The 18,628-nt window shown below is 55.2% G+C and carries 14 protein-coding genes; 7 read left to right on the top strand and 7 right to left on the bottom strand.

Annotated elements, in window-relative coordinates:
- Positions 1-14: 14 nt before the first annotated feature.
- On the bottom strand, positions 15-848 hold the full coding sequence (locus RMR16_RS20835; RefSeq protein WP_320197523.1) for a GNAT family N-acetyltransferase: 834 nt from the start codon (positions 846-848) through the stop codon (positions 15-17).
- A gap of 314 nt (positions 849-1,162) precedes the next feature.
- Between RMR16_RS20835 and RMR16_RS20840 the strand changes: the two genes are divergently transcribed.
- On the top strand, positions 1,163-1,831 hold the full coding sequence (locus RMR16_RS20840) for a haloacid dehalogenase type II (RefSeq protein ID WP_320197524.1): 669 nt from the start codon (positions 1,163-1,165) through the stop codon (positions 1,829-1,831).
- Positions 1,832-1,858: 27 nt separating this feature from the next.
- Positions 1,859-3,136, top strand: a complete 1,278-nt coding sequence (locus RMR16_RS20845) for an NAD(P)/FAD-dependent oxidoreductase (protein ID WP_320197525.1) — start codon at positions 1,859-1,861, stop codon at positions 3,134-3,136.
- Between the two features lie 51 nt (positions 3,137-3,187).
- On the opposite strand, the gene RMR16_RS20850 is transcribed toward RMR16_RS20845, so the two are convergent.
- From RMR16_RS20850 to argE, 6 genes are all read right to left on the bottom strand, one after another.
- Positions 3,188-4,645 carry an NAD-dependent succinate-semialdehyde dehydrogenase gene (locus tag RMR16_RS20850; protein ID WP_320197526.1) on the bottom strand — a complete coding sequence of 486 codons (1,458 nt, stop codon included), beginning with the start codon at positions 4,643-4,645 and terminating at the stop codon, positions 3,188-3,190.
- A gap of 11 nt (positions 4,646-4,656) precedes the next feature.
- Positions 4,657-5,703, bottom strand: a complete 1,047-nt coding sequence (locus tag RMR16_RS20855) for a tartrate dehydrogenase (RefSeq protein ID WP_320197527.1) — start codon at positions 5,701-5,703, stop codon at positions 4,657-4,659.
- A gap of 14 nt (positions 5,704-5,717) precedes the next feature.
- Positions 5,718-7,181, bottom strand: coding sequence for an aldehyde dehydrogenase family protein (locus tag RMR16_RS20860; RefSeq protein WP_320197528.1), 1,464 nt, complete (start codon positions 7,179-7,181; stop codon positions 5,718-5,720).
- A 31-nt stretch (positions 7,182-7,212) separates the two neighbouring features.
- Complete coding sequence (locus RMR16_RS20865; RefSeq protein ID WP_320197529.1) at positions 7,213-7,575, bottom strand: cupin domain-containing protein; 363 nt, start codon at positions 7,573-7,575, stop codon at positions 7,213-7,215.
- 21 nt (positions 7,576-7,596) lie between these two features.
- Positions 7,597-8,520, bottom strand: a complete 924-nt coding sequence (locus tag RMR16_RS20870) for a 2-hydroxyacid dehydrogenase (protein ID WP_320197530.1) — start codon at positions 8,518-8,520, stop codon at positions 7,597-7,599.
- A 104-nt stretch (positions 8,521-8,624) separates the two neighbouring features.
- On the bottom strand, positions 8,625-9,749 hold the full coding sequence (gene argE / locus RMR16_RS20875) for an acetylornithine deacetylase (RefSeq protein ID WP_320197531.1): 1,125 nt from the start codon (positions 9,747-9,749) through the stop codon (positions 8,625-8,627).
- 187 nt (positions 9,750-9,936) lie between these two features.
- Here argE and RMR16_RS20880 point away from each other — a divergent pair, with 187 nt between their 5' ends.
- The 5 genes from RMR16_RS20880 (at position 9,937) to RMR16_RS20900 (ending at position 18,592) form a co-directional block, all read left to right on the top strand.
- Positions 9,937-10,863 (top strand): GNAT family N-acetyltransferase, encoded by a 927-nt coding sequence (locus RMR16_RS20880; protein ID WP_413785938.1) that lies wholly within the window; start codon positions 9,937-9,939, stop codon positions 10,861-10,863.
- A gap of 286 nt (positions 10,864-11,149) precedes the next feature.
- Positions 11,150-11,629, top strand: coding sequence for an RNA polymerase sigma factor (locus RMR16_RS20885; RefSeq protein ID WP_320197533.1), 480 nt, complete (start codon positions 11,150-11,152; stop codon positions 11,627-11,629).
- Positions 11,630-11,762: 133 nt separating this feature from the next.
- On the top strand, positions 11,763-12,782 hold the full coding sequence (locus RMR16_RS20890) for a FecR family protein (RefSeq protein ID WP_320197534.1): 1,020 nt from the start codon (positions 11,763-11,765) through the stop codon (positions 12,780-12,782).
- Positions 12,783-12,905: 123 nt separating this feature from the next.
- Positions 12,906-15,773, top strand: a complete 2,868-nt coding sequence (locus RMR16_RS20895) for a TonB-dependent receptor (RefSeq protein WP_320197535.1) — start codon at positions 12,906-12,908, stop codon at positions 15,771-15,773.
- 122 nt (positions 15,774-15,895) lie between these two features.
- Positions 15,896-18,592 carry a M16 family metallopeptidase gene (locus RMR16_RS20900; RefSeq protein ID WP_320197536.1) on the top strand — a complete coding sequence of 899 codons (2,697 nt, stop codon included), beginning with the start codon at positions 15,896-15,898 and terminating at the stop codon, positions 18,590-18,592.
- Positions 18,593-18,628: the final 36 nt, after the last annotated feature.

An 18,628-nucleotide genomic window follows, 5' to 3' on the forward strand; every position in this document is an offset into this window, starting at 1 on the left:
AACGATCTCCAGGATCAACCGAGGGCCTGACTGGCCAGTGCAAATGTGTGAATGGTGGTGTTTTCACGCGGCGCCGCGTTGCGTGTCATGGCGATGCCGCCGCCGACATGGGAAAGGCCACTTTCGGTAAGCCAAGTGGCAAGGCCGCTGTCATCATAGGTGTCGACACGCAGAAAATTGCCTTCGCGTCCGGCAAGCAGGAAGGACAGCAGATTTTTGGCGTCGGCAGCATTATCTGCCACGACCGGACCGGCCAGTTCGCCGCGCCCGAAGCTGCGCAGTACGCCGAAACCAGAAATATGGCCGTTGCGGCGGATGACGGCGAAGCGACCATGTTCGGCCAGCAAAGCAAAAAGGTTACGGCGATTCATGCCGCATGCGGCTTGGTCCAGCGCGGCAAATTCTGCCACATCGGCAGCGGTCGCCCATTCCACGCCTTGAGGGGCAGATATGGCGGCGATTTGGCCCTGATGCTGAACAATACGGGCGTTTTCGCGAAAGCCGAGTTTCTCGTACAGCGGCAAACCGTCTTGTGTGGCGACCAGCCTGCATTCACGATCTGTTGCGGCATCCAGCGCAAAATCCATCAAACGCTTGCCGATGCCAAGCCCGCGCATCGCTTCATCGACGATGACCATGTTGATGGTCGCGACGTCATCTCCATACAGTGTCGCCATGGCAGTGCCGACCACGCGACCATGGCCGATGGCCGCCACGCCGCGGCTGAGGGAGAGGACCATGGCCCAATCTTCGATGCGATGAGGCCATTGCGCCTGTTGCGACAGCATCAAAGCGCCTTCCAGGTGCGCGGGTGTAAATTCAACGAGCTCGATTTCGCTTGCCAGCATGGCGTATTCCCTCGCGGCATGTTGCTTTTCTATGTGATAGCCCGTGGAGCGAAGAAGATCGTCCTGACCTCAGCCACGGTTCGATATGTTTACACTGTCTGCAACGGTGGCCGCCGCATCTTATGCTGCGCAAGGAAACCGGTTGGCCATGGCGGGCGTATGGACGTGACTTCGCGCAACTCTCTGCCAAAGCAGCGCACTTATACGGAACAATCTGCTTTGGTTGAGGGCCATTGCGGTGACCGCAATGGGATTCCCCCACATATTATAGTGGTCATAAACAGCCGCACGGCCAATCCAGAGGATATGAAGATATGAGCCTGTTTCGCCCCAAGTACATTACCTTCGATTGCTACGGCACGCTGACCAACTTCCAGATGGCTGAAGCAGCACAGACACTGTATGGCGACCAGCTGGATGCGGAAAAAATGGCGCAGTTCATCAAGAACTTTGCGGCCTATCGTCTGGATGAAATTCTGGGTGACTGGAAACCCTATAATGAAGTGGTCCACAATGCCATTGAGCGCACCTGCCGCAAGAACGGTGTGACCTTCAAGGATGAGGACGCCCGTTTCGTTTATGAGCAGGTGCCGACATGGGGTCCACATGCGGATGTTCCGGCAGGCCTTGCAAAAATCGCCCATGAAATTCCGCTGGTCATTCTTTCAAATGCCATGAATGAGCAGATCATGCACAATGTCGAGAAGTTGGGCGCACCGTTCCATGCGGTTTATACGGCCCAGCAGGCCAACGCCTACAAGCCGCGCTTCCAGGCCTTCGAATATATGTTCGACATGCTGGGCTGTAATCCGGAAGACATTTTGCATGTCTCCTCGTCGTTCCGCTACGATCTGATGTCGGCACATGATCTGGGCATCAAAAACAAGGTCTGGGTCAATCGCGGTCATGAGCCGGCAAACCCTTATTATGGCTATACCGAAATCAAGGATATTTCCGGTCTGCCCGGCGTCGTCGGGCTTTAACGCGGTTTACAGGGAAGAATGAGAACGATGCAGTTCAAATCCTACTGGCACGACACCGCTCTGGTTTTCACCTCTGCCGCACCGGGACAGGTTGAGGGAAGTTTTGATGTCGCCATCATCGGCGGCGGATTTACCGGGCTTTCGGCAGCCCGCAGTCTGGCAAAGGGTGGTGCGAAGGTGGTGGTGTTGGAGGCGCAGCATGTCGGCTTTGGCGGCTCCGGTCGCAATGGAGGACATCTCAACAACGGCATCGCTCACAGCTTCATTTCCGCAAAACAGCATCTGGGCGTAGAGCGTGCGAGCGCGCTCTACCGGGCCTATGATGATTCCGTCGATACGATTGAAGCCATTGTGGCGGAAGAGACTATCGATTGCAGTTTTCGGCGTGCGGGTAAATTGAAGCTCGCTTCAAAGCCGGGGCATTTCGATGCGATTGCGAAGAACTTTGAAGTCGTTCATCGCGAAATCGATCCCGATACGGCGCTACTTTCGAAGGCAGAACTGAAAGGCGAGATTGGTTCGGACAATTTCCACGGCGCGATGCTCTCGAAGAAAAGCGCGATGATGCATATGGGCCGTTTCGTTCATGGCATTGCGGAAGCAGCGGTACGCCACGGCGCGGTGATTTTCGAGAAGGCTCCCGTCACGGGCCGCAGTGAGCAAAGTGGCATCCATCGCCTGACCACTCCACGCGGCTTTGTCGAGGCACGCAATGTTCTCGTTGCAACGAATGCCTATACGTCCGGCCCCTTCGATTATTTCAAGCGGCGCATCATTCCGGTTGGCAGTTTTCTCGTCGCAACACGTCCATTAAGCGACGCGGAAGTTGCCTCGGCCATGCCGGGCAACCGCACCTGCGTGACCTCTATGAACATCGGCAATTACTTCCGGCTGTCGCCGGATAACCGCCTGATTTTCGGAGGTCGAGCAAGGTTTTCCTCGACCTCCGACGCCAGTTCGGACGCCAAAAGCGGAACGATCCTCAAGGAGACCCTGAGCGAGATTTTTCCGCAGCTTCGTGGCGTGGATATCGATTATTGCTGGGGCGGTTTGGTGGGCATGACCAGCGACCGTTTCCCGCGTGCAGGTGAAGTCGAAGGTCTGAATTTCGCAATGGGTTATTCCGGCCACGGCGCGCAGCTGTCGATTCACATGGGAACGTTGATTGCTGATAAGCTGCTCGGCAAGCCGGATCGCAACCCTTTGAAGGGGCTGGATTGGAACGCGGTGCCGGGCTATTCCGGCAAGCCATGGTTCCTGCCGATGGTCGGTTTTTACTACAAGATGCTCGATAAATTTCAGTAAGCATCTGGAATTTAAAAGGCCCGCAACGTCACCGTTGCGGGCCTTTTTGTGTCAGTTCAATCCACCGATGTGGAATGACTTCATTTCCAGATATTCCTCTATACCGCACTGCGCGCCTTCACGGCCAAGGCCGGATTGTTTGACGCCGCCAAAAGGTGCGACTTCCGTGGAAACGGAGCCTGTGTTCAGGCCGACCATGCCAAATTCCAGTGCTTCTGCTACCCGCCAGGAGCGTTTGAGGCTTTCCGTGTAGAAATAAGCGGCAAGACCGAACGGCGTGCCATTGGCAATGGTGATCGCTTCTTCTTCCGTCTCGAACCGGAAGAGCGGCGCAACCGGCCCGAAGGTTTCTTCTTCTGCCAAAAGCATATCGGACGTTGCCCCCCCGAGCACGATGGGCGCTGTAAACTGCGCGCCCTCAGGCAACGTCGGACGCGTTGAAATCACCGTCGCACCCTTGGAAAGCGCGTCTTCAATATGGCGGTTGATCTTGTCGATAGCGGCGGCGTTGATCATCGGGCCGATATCGACATTCGCATCCGTTCCGGCACCAACCTTCATGGCCGATACTCTTGCGGAAAGCTTGGCCGCGAAAGCATCATAAACGCCGGCCTGCACCAGAATGCGGTTGGAGCAAACGCAGGTTTGTCCGCCATTGCGGAATTTCGAGGCGATGGCGCCTTCGATGGCGAGATCGAGATCCGCATCATCGAAAACGATGAACGGCGCATTGCCGCCAAGCTCAAGGCTCAGACGCTTCACGCTGTCTGCCGCGCCGCGCATCAACAGCGAGCCGACGCGGGTGGAGCCGGTAAAGGAAATCTTGCGCACCGTTTCATTGGCCATCAACTCATTGCCGATTTCCGTTGGCATGCCAGTGACGATGTTGATCACACCTGCCGGAATACCGGCGCGTTCCGCCAGAACGCCAAGTGCCAGCGCAGAGTAGGGCGTGAACTCGGATGGCTTGATGACGACCGTACAGCCTGCGGCAAGGGCGGGGGCGACCTTGCGGGTGATCATCGCATTCGGGAAATTCCACGGCGTGATGATTCCGCAAACGCCAACCGCTTCTTTCAGCACGATGATGCGACGGTCGGCCGTGGGGGAGGGGATGGTGTGGCCGCTGATGCGGCGGGCTTCTTCAGCGAACCATTTCACGAAGGAGGCGCCATAGCGAATTTCGCCCTTGCTCTCAGTGAGCGGCTTTCCCTGTTCCATGGTCAGCAGCAGGCCAAGATCGTCTTCGTGTTCGATCATCAACGCAAACCACTTTTCCAGAAGCGCTGCGCGCTCTGCATGGGTTTTTACCTTCCATGGGGCGAAAGCCTTGGCGGCAGCGTCGATCGCGGCGCGTGTTTCCGCACCGCTGACATCAGGCACCGTGCCCAGGACTTTCTGCGTAGCAGGATCGATGACATCGACCGTTTTGCCCGATGCTGCATCAATCCACTCACCGCCGATCAGGCATTGTTGACGGAACAAACCATTGTCTTTGAGAAAACCCATATGACTGCCTCCTATATCAGCGCTGCCAGCACGGCTGATGTAATTACGTCTGTTTTGTCTTTGCCCGGCACGGTGCCGATGCCCTTTGCCGTCGCAGCCTCGATGGCGGTGATCACATCGGCGGCGGCTTGTTTCTCGCCCAGATGATCCAGCATCATCGCGCCAGACCAGATGGCGGCGATGGGGTTGGCGATGCCGAGATGGGCGATATCAGGTGCTGAACCATGCACAGGTTCGAACATCGAAGGGGCGCTGCGATCCGGGTTGATGTTGGCGGATGCCGCAAAGCCAAGTCCACCTTGAATGGCAGCACCCAGATCGGTCAAAATATCACCGAACAGGTTGGACGCGACGACCACGTCCAGACTTTCCGGCGCCATGACCATGCGCGCTGCCATGGCGTCGATGTGATAGTTCGTCACTTCGACTTCCGGGTATTCGGCGCTGAGTTGCGCGGTCACTTCGTCCCAAAACACCATCGAGTATTTCTGGGCATTGGATTTTGTGATCGATGCCAGTTTCTTCCGGCGTGATTGGGCCTGCTCAAACCCGAAACGAAGAATGCGTTCAACGCCGGTGCGGGTGAAAATCGAGGTTTCTACCGCCACTTCGTCAGGGGTGCCGACATGTACACGCCCGCCGGCGCCGGAATATTCGCCTTCCGTATTCTCGCGGATGCAGAGAATATCGAAGCCTTCCTTTTTCAGCGGGCCATGAACACCCGGCAGCAGCCGGTGCGGGCGAATATTGGCGTATTGCACGAAGGCCTTGCGGATGGGTAGCAAGAGGCCGTGCAGCGATACAGAATCCGGCACTTGAGCAGGCCAGCCAACGGCACCGAGCAGGATGGCATCGAAACCGCGCAACGTCTCGATTCCATCCGGCGGCATCATTGCCCCGGTTTCCTTGTAGAAGGCGCAGGACCATGGAAACGTCGTTTCCTTCAAGGAGAAGGTGCGATCTTTTTTGGCCGCTGCCTGCAAAACCTGCCAGGCCGCTTCGGTCACGGCGGTGCCTATACCGTCACCGGGAATAAGTGCGATGGAGTGATTTTTCATGTCCTGCATCCGTTCTAAAGATCGATCAATACGCTTTTCGATTTGCGGTTCGCCATATAGGCCTCACGTCCCAAGTCCTTGCCAATGCCGGAGCTTTTATAACCGCCGGTCGGCAGGATATGGTCGCGCGAACGACCATAACGATTGACCCAGATCGTGCCAGCTTGCAATTTTCTGGTGACGCGAATGGCGCGGGACAAATCGCGAGTGAAGAGGCCAGCGGCCAAGCCGTAAGTCGGGTGGTCTGCCAGCGCCAGCGCTTCCTCCTCGTCTTCGAAAGTCTGAAGCGTCAGTACCGGTCCGAAAATTTCTTCGGTCACGGCAGGCGAATCCTGCGTCACATTGCCAAGCAACGTGGGGGAATAGAAATAACCTTCGCGGTCCATGATCTGCCCGCCGGTCAGGCATTCGGCACCGGCGCCGATGGCGGCACGCACGATGGCGTCGATCCGCTCAATCTGCTTTTGCGAAATGATCGGGCTATATTGGCTTTTTTCATCCCATGTCGGGCCAGTCTCGACCCGACGCATGATGGCGGTGATGGCGGAAATCAGCTCTTCGGCAATTTCCTTGGCGACGATCAGCCGGGAGCCGGCCACACAGGCCTGTCCCGCATTGGAAATAATGCTCTGCGCAACAGCTTTGGCCGTCCGCTCAATATCGGCATCGGCAAACACCACCTGAGGGCTTTTGCCCCCAAGCTCAAGTGTCATCGGCTTGATGCCGGTTTTGGCGACGTTCTGCATGATGGACGAACCGGCGGCAGTGGAGCCGGTAAAGCTGACTTTGGAAATATCAGGATGACCGGTGATGGCGCTGCCCGTGACCATGCCATCGCCCAGCACGATATTGATGAGACCGGCAGGAATGCCCGCTTCAATCGAAAGTTCGGCGATGCGCAGCGTCGAAAACGGCGTCATCTCGGACGGCTTCATCACCACGGCATTGCCCGCCGCAAGGGCTGGTCCCAGTTTCCAACCCGCCATGGACAGCGGAAAATTCCAGGGCGTGATGGCACCGACAACGCCGTAGGGTTCGGTCACGATCATGCCGAGGCTGCTATCGGAAGTCGGCACAAGATCGCTGCCTTCCTTGTCCGCAAACTCCGCAAAAAAGCGGATTTGCTCGGCCGTTACGGCAATATCGCCTGCAACGAGATGACCGACGGGGCGGGTGGAAGACACCGCCTCAAGCTTTGCCAGATATTCGGCATCGCGCTCGATCAGATCGGCCCATCGTTGGAGTGCGCGCGTGCGTTCACGCGGCCGCACGCCACCCCAATTGCTGTTTTTCAGCGCAGCCTTTGCAGTCTGCACTGCGCGGTCCACCAGACCGGCATCGGCAATCGGGCAATCACCAAAGGCAACGCCATCGGATGGACGATGCATGGCAATGCCCTCGGTGGCATCCACCTTTTCGCCGCCGATGAAATGATAGTGCGGCAGCGAAATTTTGTCGGGATCGAAACTGAGCGTCATTGCCAGATCTTTCTGATTGGACTGCGCGGCGTTATGCCGGATCGGTCACGGTCACATAAATCTTGCGCACGGTTTCGATGGTGCGCCAAATGCCAACGAAGCCCGGCTTCATCATGAAGCTGTCACCGGCGCGGTACGTCACGGTTTCGCCGTCCTTTTCCACCAGTTCGATAACGCCGGAAATGATGTGGCAAAACTCGTATGTCGTGCCTTTGATGGAGTGGGTTTCGCCGGGCGTTGCTTCCCAGATGCCGGTGTGGACAGTGCCGTCACGGCAATCGTCCAGCGCCCATGTCTTGAAGGACGGATCACCGGAGATGAGACGCTCAGCCGTTGGCTTGGCATCTTTGGGTGTGGTCTGCGGGTTGGTATCGATACGGGTGATAAGCGACATGGAAAGTCCTTTCTGTAATGTTCAATAACCGCGGCTGCGATCAATCAGGCCAATGGGCTCAAGCCCGTTCTGGTGGCGGCGAATGTTCTCAATCGCCGCTTTCGCTGCTGTTTCCGGCTGCGTGACAGAGGCGATATGCGGGGTGATGATAATGCCGGCGTGTCTCCAGAGCGGGTGATCTGAAGGCAATGGCTCCGGGTCGGTGACGTCTAAAACTGCACCAGACAGATGGCCGCTATCGAGCGCTGCGATGAGTGCCGACTGATCAAGCTGAGGCCCGCGACCGGCATGAATGAGCGCTGCACCCTGCGGCAGCTTTGCAAAGAGTTCACCGTTCAGCAGACCACGTGTTTCGGGCGTTAGCGGCAGCAGGCAGATGAGAATATCGGTGTTGGCCAAAAAGCCATCGAGTTGATCTGCACCGTGATGGCAGGTCACGCCATCAATCTCATGGGCGCTGCGGCTCCAGCCGGAGAGAGGAAAGCCGAATGGCCTCAATTGCTCCAGCACAGCTTTGCCAAGATGGCCGAGACCCAGCACACCGACACGGCGCTCATGCGCCTGTTTTACCGGCTGCGGTTTCCATTCGGCTCGCGCCTGCTGCGCCAGATATTCCGGCAAGCGACGGTGCAGGGCCAGAACGCCGAGCGTCACATATTCCCGCATCATGCGAATAATGCCGCCTTCCACCATACGCACCAGTTTGACATGCGCGGGCAGTTTGGACGCGTCGAGTTGGTCAACGCCCGCACCAATCGAGAACAGGATTTCCAGGTTGGTGTAGCGGGCAAGATCAGCCGGTGGAGTCCACGTCATCAGATAGCGCACGCTTTCAGGATCGACCAATGCTGGATCGGACGCAAAAGGCACTTCCGGCAGGTCTTTGGCGAATTGTGCTGCGAAGACTTTCGCGCGTGCTGCGTCGGAATTGAACAGAAATGTCATACGCCGGTCCCTGCCTTGATGTGTGGTCAAAGTTGGCGCATTTCGTTCGGCAGGATGCACTGAAGCATCAACACATCACAGCATATCTGACCGATTTGCGGGTGTCAGATGCTCAATCGCGTTCCGAGGTTGAGCATCATCGTGTAACAGGCGGCCAGCTCATCGCGTAGGATGTACTCGTTGGCCTTATGGGCACGGCCAATATCACCGGGACCGCAGATAATGCTGTCGATACCAGCGGCCTGATAAAGCCCAGCCTCGGTGCCGTAACTGACCGCCGCAAGTGGTTCGATGCCAGTCAGGTCACGCATCAGGGCAGTTAAAGGTGCGTCAGCGGAAAGGGAAAGAGCGGGATATTCGCTCAGGGTTTCGAATGTTGTGTCGAAGCCTTTTGCCCTTAGCGCCTCGGTTGCCTGTCGCAGCGGATCAAGCAGGTTGGCAGGCGAAACACCAGAAATCGCCCGCGCTTCGATATCCGCAACGCAGAGATCGGGAATGATGTTGACGGCTTGCCCACCACTGATGGTGCCGACCTGTAGTGATGAATACGGCGGCTCGAAATGACTATCAAACGGTCCTTGCATCAGGGCGCTGGCTGTATTCACCGCGCTAGCCAAAACCTCGCTCATGGCATGGATGGCATTCAGGCCTTGATCGGGCCTGGAGGAATGGCCTGAGCGCCCGCGCAGGGTAATGCGTGCCGCTGCTTTACCCTTATGCGCGCGAATGGCAAGCAAACCGCTGGGTTCACCGACGATACACATCTCTGGAAGCGCGCACAGTGAAGGGATCAGTTTGATGAGATGCGGCGCGCCACGGCACCCGGCTTCCTCATCGTAAGAAAAGGCAAGATGTACTGGGCATTTCAGCGGCATTTTCGCGAGTTCGGGCAGTGCCGCGAGCGCGCAGGCCAAAAAACCTTTCATGTCGCTGGTTCCACGCCCAAAAAGCTGGTCGCCATCGGCGCGCAGCGTGAATGGATCGCTGGTCCATCCCGCCTCGCCAGCCGGAACTACATCCATGTGGCCGGCAAGGATGACACCTGGCACATCGCGTGGGCCGATGCTGGCAAAGAGGTTGGCGCGGTCGCCTTCCGGTCCCATCTCCACCGTGACATGCGCCCCGTGGCTCTGCGCGTAATCACGAACCCATTCAACGATGTCGGCATTGGGCTGTCCAACGACGGAGGGGAATGAAACCAGCCGTTCCAGTATGTCGTGTTCCGTCATGGTCGCCTCTTGCCGTTTATCTCAAAATACGCTGCGATTGCCTCAAATGCCGCCGAAAAGCTCGTCGCTTCAGTGGAAACTGCTGAAATACCTCGCGATTCAAGAGAAATATTTGCTTGAGATCGCTTAAAGCTTGAAGAATGGATTTTTAGCAACCGGCAAGATGGAAGATGCGGGCCGTGCGCAGATGGCGCAGGAAACCTGCAAAGGGGGTGCGGTGGCCAATCATGACACCATACAGCTTGAAGCCTTTGAACTGACACTTCAGGACATTGCGACTGTCGAAATCGAAAAACTGCATGCCCTTTCCATTGGCGTCGGTTGGCCACATCGCCCCAAGGATTGGCAGATGTTGCTGGAAAACGGCAAGGGCGTTGTGGCGGTCGATGCCATTGGGCGGCTGGCGGGTTCGGCCATGTGGTTTGAATATGGCCCTTCATTCTCCACCCTCGGCATGGTCATCACACCGCCGCGCCTTCAAGCCAGAGGTGCAGGCCGCTGGATGATGCTGCATATCATGCAGCAAGCGGGCAAACGACGGTTCGGCCTTAACGCGACGCGGGCCGCAAAACGGCTGTACCAGTCCATGGGTTTCACCATTGAAAAAACGGTGTTTCAGTGTCAGGGCGAGGCTACACCGGTTGCAACCCCGTCACTGCCCGCCGGTGCCCAGTTGCGGGCGATGACACCTGCCGATTTTAATGCGGTGATTGCGCTGGATGCGCAGGCTTTTGGCGCGGGCAGAGCCGCTTTGTATGGCTCTCTTTTGCCGGTTTCCAAGGGTTTGGTGTTGGTACGCGGGCAGCGTATCGAGGCGTTCTCGCTCTGTCGCCGTTTTGGGCGCGGGGCGCTGATTGGCCCGGTCGTCGCATCCAACGAGACAGACGCGATTGCCGTCATCCACCCACACATCGTCGAACATGCGGGCAAATTCTTGCGCATCGATACGCGCGAGGAAACTGGCGCATTTGCTCACTATCTCGCCCAATCAGGCATGACGGTCTACGACACGGTCACCACCATGTCGTTAGGCGGCACATGGATGCATGATGGTGAAGCCGAGACCGGAGCGGCACCGAAAACATGGGCGCTTGCCAGCCAGGCTTTCAGCTAAATCAGATCAACCCGTCGATGCCACCACCATGTCGATAAGGACATCCGCTTTTTTAGCGTCAGACGCGTTTGTCTGACGATGCCGGAAATCGAGAAATTTCAGGCAAACAATGCTGTCATTCAAGAAGTAATAAAAGCTTCAGATTTTTATTGAAAGAATGAAAAGGCCTCGTTAATAAAACTTGACCTTAATAGTCTTGTATAAAAAGCAAGCGCTCCCAGCGATATGAAAGCCCTCCCTCTCCATGGAGAATGATGCAACTCGGCTCGATCTGATTTTTGTCGATATGCAGAAGACTCTGTTTAAAAGGTTGCTGCGGATCGTTGGCGATATAGCGATTGCCGAGGAACTGACGCACGAGGCTTATCTCAGGGCCCGACGGGCTATCGAGGCGACTGTGCCGCAGAACATCGAGGCATTCCTCTGGACAACTGCGCGCAATTTGGCCTTCGATCATATTCGGCGTGAAAAAGTCCGATCACGAGGTAAATCGCCGGACAATGATTTTTTCGAAATCGAAAATATAGCCGATGAAAAAGCTTCGCTAGAAGAGCATTTGATCCACAAAGAGCATGTTCGGCTTTTGCGTGAGGCGTTGGAAAAACTGCCGTTGCGTGCCCAGAATGCGTGGTTTTTAAGCCGTATGCAGGCGTGGCCATACCCCAAGATTGCTGCGCATCTGGGTGTGTCGCCCAACACCGTTTTCAATGACATCAAGATGGTGATGGCTGTTCTGTACAGTCTTCGCGCAAAGCTGGAGAGATGAGGGGAGAGAGAGGAATGCCGACCCAAACACAGATATGTGTTCACTGTCCGGATAAGAAAATTTGTGCATTTTACCCCTCTCATGCGTCTTGTATGACAAGAGAGCAAAAATTGCATCGATTCGGATCACTACCATGAGCAGCAATATGCCAGACACAAAAGACGCGGTGGGATATCGTCATGCCGATCCGATCGTCGATCAGGCTTTGGATTGGGCCGTTTTGCTGAAGGCGAGCGGCAAGCCGTCGGTTGAAACAAACAACGCGTTCGAAGCCTGGCTTAACGAAAATCCAAACCATAAAAGTGCTTGGGAAGAGATTTCCGGGATATGGGCGAGCCCCGAGGTTTTGCTGGCATCAGCTGGCTTGGGAAATGCACTGCCACGAAATCCGCCAATACCGCCTCGTTCACGCAGAGGCTTCTCCATGCGAACAAGAGTGCGGGTTGGCGCATTGGCGGCAGCAACCGCTGCCGTGGTGTTGATTGGTGGCCAACCGATCTTGAACGCTGTCTCAATACGCTGGCAGGCGGATTACCGGACGGATGCTGGGCAGTTGCAGGAGATTTCCTTGCCCGATGGCTCGCGCATGCTTCTCAATACCCAAAGCGCGGTCGCTTTGGATTTTGAAGGAAACAAGCGCGGTGTGCGGTTGCTGAAGGGCGAGGCGTGGTTCGATGTGGTTCACGATGCCTCTCGACCCTTTCATGTCGCTGCGACATTTAGCGATGTCGAGGTGAAGGGTACGGCTTTTGCCGTGGATGTGCGCGCCGGTGTGGACACCATCGTTCTGGAGCGTGGCGCGGTCGTGACCAGACACGAAAAACCTGACATCGCGCCCGTCAATCTCCAGCCCGGACAAATGGTTCGCGCATCAAGCACATCGCTTTCCGAGGTGACGACCTTCGATCCGGATGAGGCTCTTGGCTGGAAGGATGGAAGAATTATTCTGACCGGCACGCCGCTGCGTGCGGCACTGGAGCAGATCGGTGCGTACTATCAAGGCAAGATCATTACGCTGAATCCATCGCTGGCAAATGTCACCATCAGCGGCAACTATCGCATCGATAACATCGAGGCGGCGATAGACAGCGTTGTGGCCGCTGCTGGCGGCAACACAACGCACTTGCCGGGCGGCTTCATAATCATTCGTTAAATTCTCAACTTTTTTTGTGAGATCGCCTTAACTCAAACGTCCACGCTACTGAGAGCCTAAAAAACAAAGGCTCGGAGCAACCCGGGATGGATCCGGGCAGTAGTGTAGTGTGGGGTTAAGGGCATGGCATTTCGGGCGAACGGTCGGTGGGCGACACGCACGGCATTTTTTTTGGTATCAACAGCATTTCAAATTGCACTTGCTGGCACAGACCCCGCATCTGCCCAAGCAAACAGAAGCATAGTTTCGGCCTCTGAACAGGTCAATTTTTCCATTCCGTCGCAGTCTCTGGCATCCGCATTGAACGCTTTCGCCCGCGTAACCGGCTGGCAGTTGGGATATCAGAGCGCGATGACGGCAGGGCGACAGTCGACCGCGATTGCGGGCAACTACGCGCCGGTTGCTGCGTTGCAAGCCATGCTTTCCGGCACCGGCATCACCGTTCGCGTGACCGGCGCAGGCACCGTTTCACTCATCGAAGCATCGGCGGCCCAGACGAACTCAGCAGATGGTTCTACCGTCCTTGAAACAATCACCGTCAAGTCGGCAGGCAGCGGCGTCGCGCTTGGAACGAGCAGCATTGCCGACACCGGCACAAGTACGATTTCCGGCGGGCAGATCGCCGCGCGTGTGGAGGGCAACGACGCCAATGGCATTCTGCGCAACCTTCCGAACATACAGTACCAAAATGATGTTTCGGAAGATGCGGGTGTGACGGACCTCAGTGTTATCGATCTGCGTCCACGCGAGGTTTCGATCGCAGGCGCGCGTCTTTACGAAAACAACTTCATCTTGAACGGGATTGCTATCAACGATGTTACGGGAACCCAGGAGGGATACGGTTCAGCTTCCTTTGATACTCTAACTGACACTCTGGTGCTGAATGACGCTCGAATGTACGGTCTACACTCCCAGACAATTTATGTTCCTGGGGATTTTTTGTCCGAAGCAACCGTGATCGACAGCAACGCCTCGGCTCAGTACGGCAACTTTCAGGGCGGTGTGGTTTCATACAGGTTGGAAGATGCGAACAGGAAGAAACTTTCCGGCAGTGTCAGCACAGAATACACCACAAGCGACTGGGCGAATTATCACATCGCCACAACGACAGGCCTTAATCCAAATAACGTTGCTGAGCAGGAGTTTCTAAAGCGTCGCCTGTCTGTGTCCGTTTCAGGCCCGATAACAGAAAATATTGCAGTTCTTGGGCAGTACAGCAAAGAAACTGCTGTAACGCATAAGGCCAAATATCCACAATATGTGGAGGGAGGCATGATTGAAGAGGACTCGGCTAACGAATTTTATCGGGGGCAGGTGATAGCTGATACAGACCTGGGGACGTTCACCGTTGAAGGTTTCTATACTGACTACAACATGGTTTGGGAAAGCGCCGGATGGCGCGACATGAATATCAATCTTGCGAAAGATTCATTCACATCCAAAATCCAGAACGATTACGAGTTCGAAGATTTCAGCATTGGCGGCGTTGAAATCTCCAACGTCAAGCTGACGTCCAAGCTCAGTTACAGTCGTTCCAAGAGTATGAACGATTCAAACGCAAATGTTGGCGGAGTTATAAGAACGGGCAGTAATCGTATAGATTCAATTTCCGATTGGTGCCAACGTATTGCCGGTATTACTGCCTATACAAACTGCTTTTATGGTGCTCTGGGAGACTTAGAGCAGTCTCAAGACCAGACAAGCTGGTCTCAGGATATTAATGGCGATATTGGAAATGGTTCATTCAAGCTGGGTGGAGAATATACTCACACCGAGGCAAGGCGCCGTCGACCTGAAGAGGTGACGTATTACGCGGCTTATACAGCCCAACCGCTTTCCAGCACGTCCAACTATGTTTGCAATACTGTCGTGGAATGCAATGCAGATATGTTCGCCAGCTCAAGGGTTACCCGTCCAGCTTTCGATGTCAGTGCAGTTTTGAATGAGTTCAACACTTATGCGGAAATTGATCAATCGTGGGACTGGTTCAATTTGAGAGCGGGCGCGCGCTTCTCTTATAATGACTATATGAACAATCTGGACGTGGCGCCTCGCATTGTGGGCACCGTCACACCCGGAAACGATCTTTCATTTTCCGCCGGCTTCAACCGCTATTATAATGCCAACAGTCTGGCCTTCGCAATTCGCGATCAGCAGCCAAGACAGGTTACTTCCACCAGAACTGCAGCGACAGGAGGGGTCGTTAGCGATAATTGGACCGTGGGCGCTCCTCCTACACCGTACAGAACGATCGCAGCCGATCTCAAGACGCCCTACAATGATGAAATTACCTTAGGAATTTCCGGCAAAGATCCGTTGATTGGCGGCGACTGGCGCCTGCGTTATCTCCATCGTTTCGCAAAAGATCAGTTCGCGTCCGATAAAACGAACGCCAATTATTATACTCTTACAAACGATGCGTCTGGCACCTATAAGTCTGCAACGGCGGAGTATTCGAAGCAATTCGATACAGGTTCTGTGCCGAAACTCGATAGTGTTACATTCAACACGTCGATCACTTGGTCTAAATCCAAGGTTTCAAGTGATAGTTATTATGAAGATGACTATGAAGATGATAATATTTGGTACAACGATACGTCCTATACGAAAGCAGGTTTCAATGTTGTGACCGGCAATCTGGATATCCCCTTGCGTTTTCAGACGGGCATTTCGACAACTTGGCTCGAAGAGCGCCTCTTCGTTGATCTCTCTGGCAACTATAACTTTGCCTATAAGGGCGTGAGAGATACAGAAACGGGTATCACAGTGAGTGGGATCAACCATACCATATGGGAGGATTTTAATTTCAGCCCCACTTTCACCGTCGATCTTTCCGCGAGATATGTCGTCTATCAGAAAGAGGACACAAATCTTGCTCTGAATTTCAAGGTGTTGAACCTGTTTGACGATGCTGGTAACGCGACCGCCAGCACCGTAAATCCATGGGTTATCGGACGCACCGTATGGGTTGGCGCGAAGGCGGCATTTTAAACATGCATATCTTTGCCGGTTATAAGGTCGTCATGTCTACACGTGATAGACGTTCTTTCATTGTGTCCTTGTTCTGCTTGCTGCTGTCAGCGCTCATATCTCCGCCTGCGTGGGGGGATGATATGACATGGGACAAGCGCGTAAGGCACGGTACGCTTCCCAACGGTTTTTCCTATTATCTCTATGATAGTGGCAAAACCGATGAGCCGTTTAACATCCGGCTGATCGTCAATGCCGGCTCTGTGGATGAGGATAAGCCGAGTGGTGTAGCGCATATTTTGGAGCACATGGTTTTTCAATCCACCAAGGCGCATCCGGAAACTTTGCATCGTTATTTCCAGCAGATTGGCTGGCGTACCGGCGTGCAGGTCAATGCTGTAACGCGCGAGACAGAAACCCAATACATGATCCGGACCCGGCCGGAAGATGCGCTGGATATAGAGGGCGCTCTCACGTTGGTGGCCGATATGGCGTTTGGTGCGCAATTGCTTGATGCGGACTGGCAGAAAGAGCGTTCGGTTATTCTTCAGGAGTTGGGTCAGGGCAACAGTGTTGCGGACCGCGTCAACAGACAGAAGAAGGAACTGCTTCGCATTGGTTCGCGCTATGTCGACCGCCCGACGATCGGAACGGAAGAAACCATCAAAGCGACGACCATTGAGGATATTCAGGCGTTTTATCAGCGTTTTTATGTTGCATCCAACATGTCGCTTGTCGTGTCCGGGCGGATAGATCAATCCGCTGCCGAAGCAGCAATCGTTCGTCTTTTCGGGTCTGCGCCGAAAAAGATGCCTCCAGACCGATCCTATGTCATTCTGCCGCTGGATAATGAACTCAAGGTTGGGCTTGTGCAGGATGCGCAAGGCTCGACCTCGCAGGTTACCTATGCGTTTCGGACCGAAATGCCAGCGCGGGCAACTACAGAGGGTCAATTCGCCTATCTTCAAAAATATCTTCTGTGGAAGCTCATTCGTGATCGCGTACAGGCGCTCGCGCCTCATTATGCCAAATCTGCTGGAAGCTTAGGGTTCGTGGCGCAGGAAACCACTGAACAGCGCCTGATTTTGGCTTTCAATGCCCGCTCCACGCAGCATGATGTCTCTCTGGACGCGCTTATGGAGGTCATCGAGAGATTGAGGCGGGAAGGCCTCGCGCCGGACGCTGTGCAGCGAGAGATTGCTGCCGCCAGAAAAATAAACGAAAACAATATCGAAGCGGCGTCCGGCCGGACGTTTGCCGAGTGGGAAGACAAGATTACCTCGGCCATTTTGATGGGCGCGGTACTGGAAAGCCCACAGGAACGTTCGTTTCGGACACGCGAACTGCTCGACCGCATGACAATTGATACTCTCAATCAAACTTTGCGCCAAATGCTCCGCGCATCTGATCAGGTTGTTTTGTTTCAGGCTGGAGGGAATGCGGATGTTCAGCTTCCTCAGGTCGAAGATGTTATGTCGCGGCGAGAAACCTTATCGAAACTTGCCACCTTGCCTGCACTTGCAGCGCTTCAAGACGCGCCAAAAGAAAGAGCGGAAGCGTCGCTTCCCGCATGGCCACAGGACGCGCAATTGTCGAGCGACGGCCGAATTGTCTCTGAAAAGATCGCCGATAATCTCGATATTAGTGAGTGGACGCTGTCGAATGGCGATAAGGTCGTTTGGCTTGCGCGCAATAATGCAGATGGAAAAATCTATCTTTCTGGCCAATCCCATCCCGGCTTCCAGAATGCCGAGTTTGGAAGTGCCACCTCGCAGGTTGGCGTGCAATTGTGGACGCAGAGCGGATACCGCTTCTGGTCTCAGGATGATTATGACCGCTGGCGCAAGGCGCAACCCGCCTCATGGAGTTTCGAGCTGAAGGCTGGGTCGCTTGATGCAGGAATCGCCGTGCTCCCCAAACACCTGCCGGAAATGTTGAACGCTTATGCGTCAACGGTTGCCTTCGGTCTCGTGAGAGAGGATGCGCTGGACGCATTGGGACTGCGAAAGAGTGAGAGTGTGCCAGGGTCTGAACCCGATGATTATGCGCAGTTGCTTTATGGCGAGGACCATGCGATTTCGGCGGTCGAAGAATTGAAAGATATCAAGCAACAGCAGCTTGAAGATGCCGCCCGCCATTTGCTCGCCCAGCCTGTTACCTGGTTTGCGGTTGGACCAAAGCCCGGACCTGAAATTCGCGACGCTTTTGGCGGCGTTATCGGCGCAGTTTCGCGACGCGAAGGGGTGACGGCGAATGCGGCGTTGCAGCGGGGCGGTACTCACACGGCCACGGTCAAGACGATGTCTCAAGACCGTGCGCAGGTGGACATATCCTTCTTCTCGGACATGGAGTGGACACCTGAAAAGGCATTTGCGGTCTCAACGCTCACGCCTATCGCGCAACAGGCGTTGAAAAACGAACTGCGGCTAACGCTTGGTGGCGTTTACAGCACGAAGTTCGAGCTGCGTCTTGATCCCGACACCAATCGCGCAATAGGCGTTCTGTCTTTCAATTGCGAACCGGAGCGCGCAGATGAACTCAAGAATGCAGCGCTGCGCGTTTTTGAGCGCATGCCGGAGATCGTGCGCAGTGCGGATATAGACCGGGTGCGGGCGGATATTGTGTTTGCAGAACACAGCAAGCAGGATGATCCAAACCTTTGGCTGCGGCGAATGGCGCTCAGCTACCGGCGGTACGACGATGCGCGATATCTGCAAACGATGCGCGGCATTGCTGATCGGCTTGACGTGCAAACTCTCCAAGCGGATGCGGTTCGGATTTTCCAGACCGACAATATTGCGACGATGATCAGGCTTCCCCGCGATGCGGTGGTGCAATGAACGCCAGGGCAGCAATTACGTCGTAACATTCCAATG

The organism is Agrobacterium sp. rho-13.3 (assembly GCF_033957765.2).
Taxonomy (GTDB): Bacteria; Pseudomonadota; Alphaproteobacteria; order Rhizobiales; family Rhizobiaceae; genus Agrobacterium.

Excerpts from the sequence above, each read along its gene's own strand:
- RMR16_RS20850 (WP_320197526.1), bottom strand. The coding sequence starts at position 4,645 with ATGGGTTTTCTCAAAGACAATGGTTTGTTCCGTCAACAATGCCTGATC.
- RMR16_RS20835 (WP_320197523.1), bottom strand. The coding sequence starts at position 848 with ATGCTGGCAAGCGAAATCGAGCTCGTTGAATTTACACCCGCGCACCTG.
- RMR16_RS20860 (WP_320197528.1), bottom strand. The coding sequence starts at position 7,181 with ATGACGCTCAGTTTCGATCCCGACAAAATTTCGCTGCCGCACTATCAT.
- RMR16_RS20880 (WP_413785938.1), top strand. The coding sequence starts at position 9,937 with ATGGCGCAGGAAACCTGCAAAGGGGGTGCGGTGGCCAATCATGACACC.
- RMR16_RS20885 (WP_320197533.1), top strand. The coding sequence starts at position 11,150 with ATGCAGAAGACTCTGTTTAAAAGGTTGCTGCGGATCGTTGGCGATATA.
- RMR16_RS20855 (WP_320197527.1), bottom strand. The coding sequence starts at position 5,703 with ATGAAAAATCACTCCATCGCACTTATTCCCGGTGACGGTATAGGCACC.
- RMR16_RS20865 (WP_320197529.1), bottom strand. The coding sequence starts at position 7,575 with ATGTCGCTTATCACCCGTATCGATACCAACCCGCAGACCACACCCAAA.
- RMR16_RS20890 (WP_320197534.1), top strand. The coding sequence starts at position 11,763 with ATGAGCAGCAATATGCCAGACACAAAAGACGCGGTGGGATATCGTCAT.
- RMR16_RS20840 (WP_320197524.1), top strand. The coding sequence starts at position 1,163 with ATGAGCCTGTTTCGCCCCAAGTACATTACCTTCGATTGCTACGGCACG.
- RMR16_RS20845 (WP_320197525.1), top strand. The coding sequence starts at position 1,859 with ATGCAGTTCAAATCCTACTGGCACGACACCGCTCTGGTTTTCACCTCT.
- argE (WP_320197531.1), bottom strand. The coding sequence starts at position 9,749 with ATGACGGAACACGACATACTGGAACGGCTGGTTTCATTCCCCTCCGTC.
- RMR16_RS20870 (WP_320197530.1), bottom strand. The coding sequence starts at position 8,520 with ATGACATTTCTGTTCAATTCCGACGCAGCACGCGCGAAAGTCTTCGCA.
- RMR16_RS20895 (WP_320197535.1), top strand. The coding sequence starts at position 12,906 with ATGGCATTTCGGGCGAACGGTCGGTGGGCGACACGCACGGCATTTTTT.
- RMR16_RS20900 (WP_320197536.1), top strand. The coding sequence starts at position 15,896 with ATGACATGGGACAAGCGCGTAAGGCACGGTACGCTTCCCAACGGTTTT.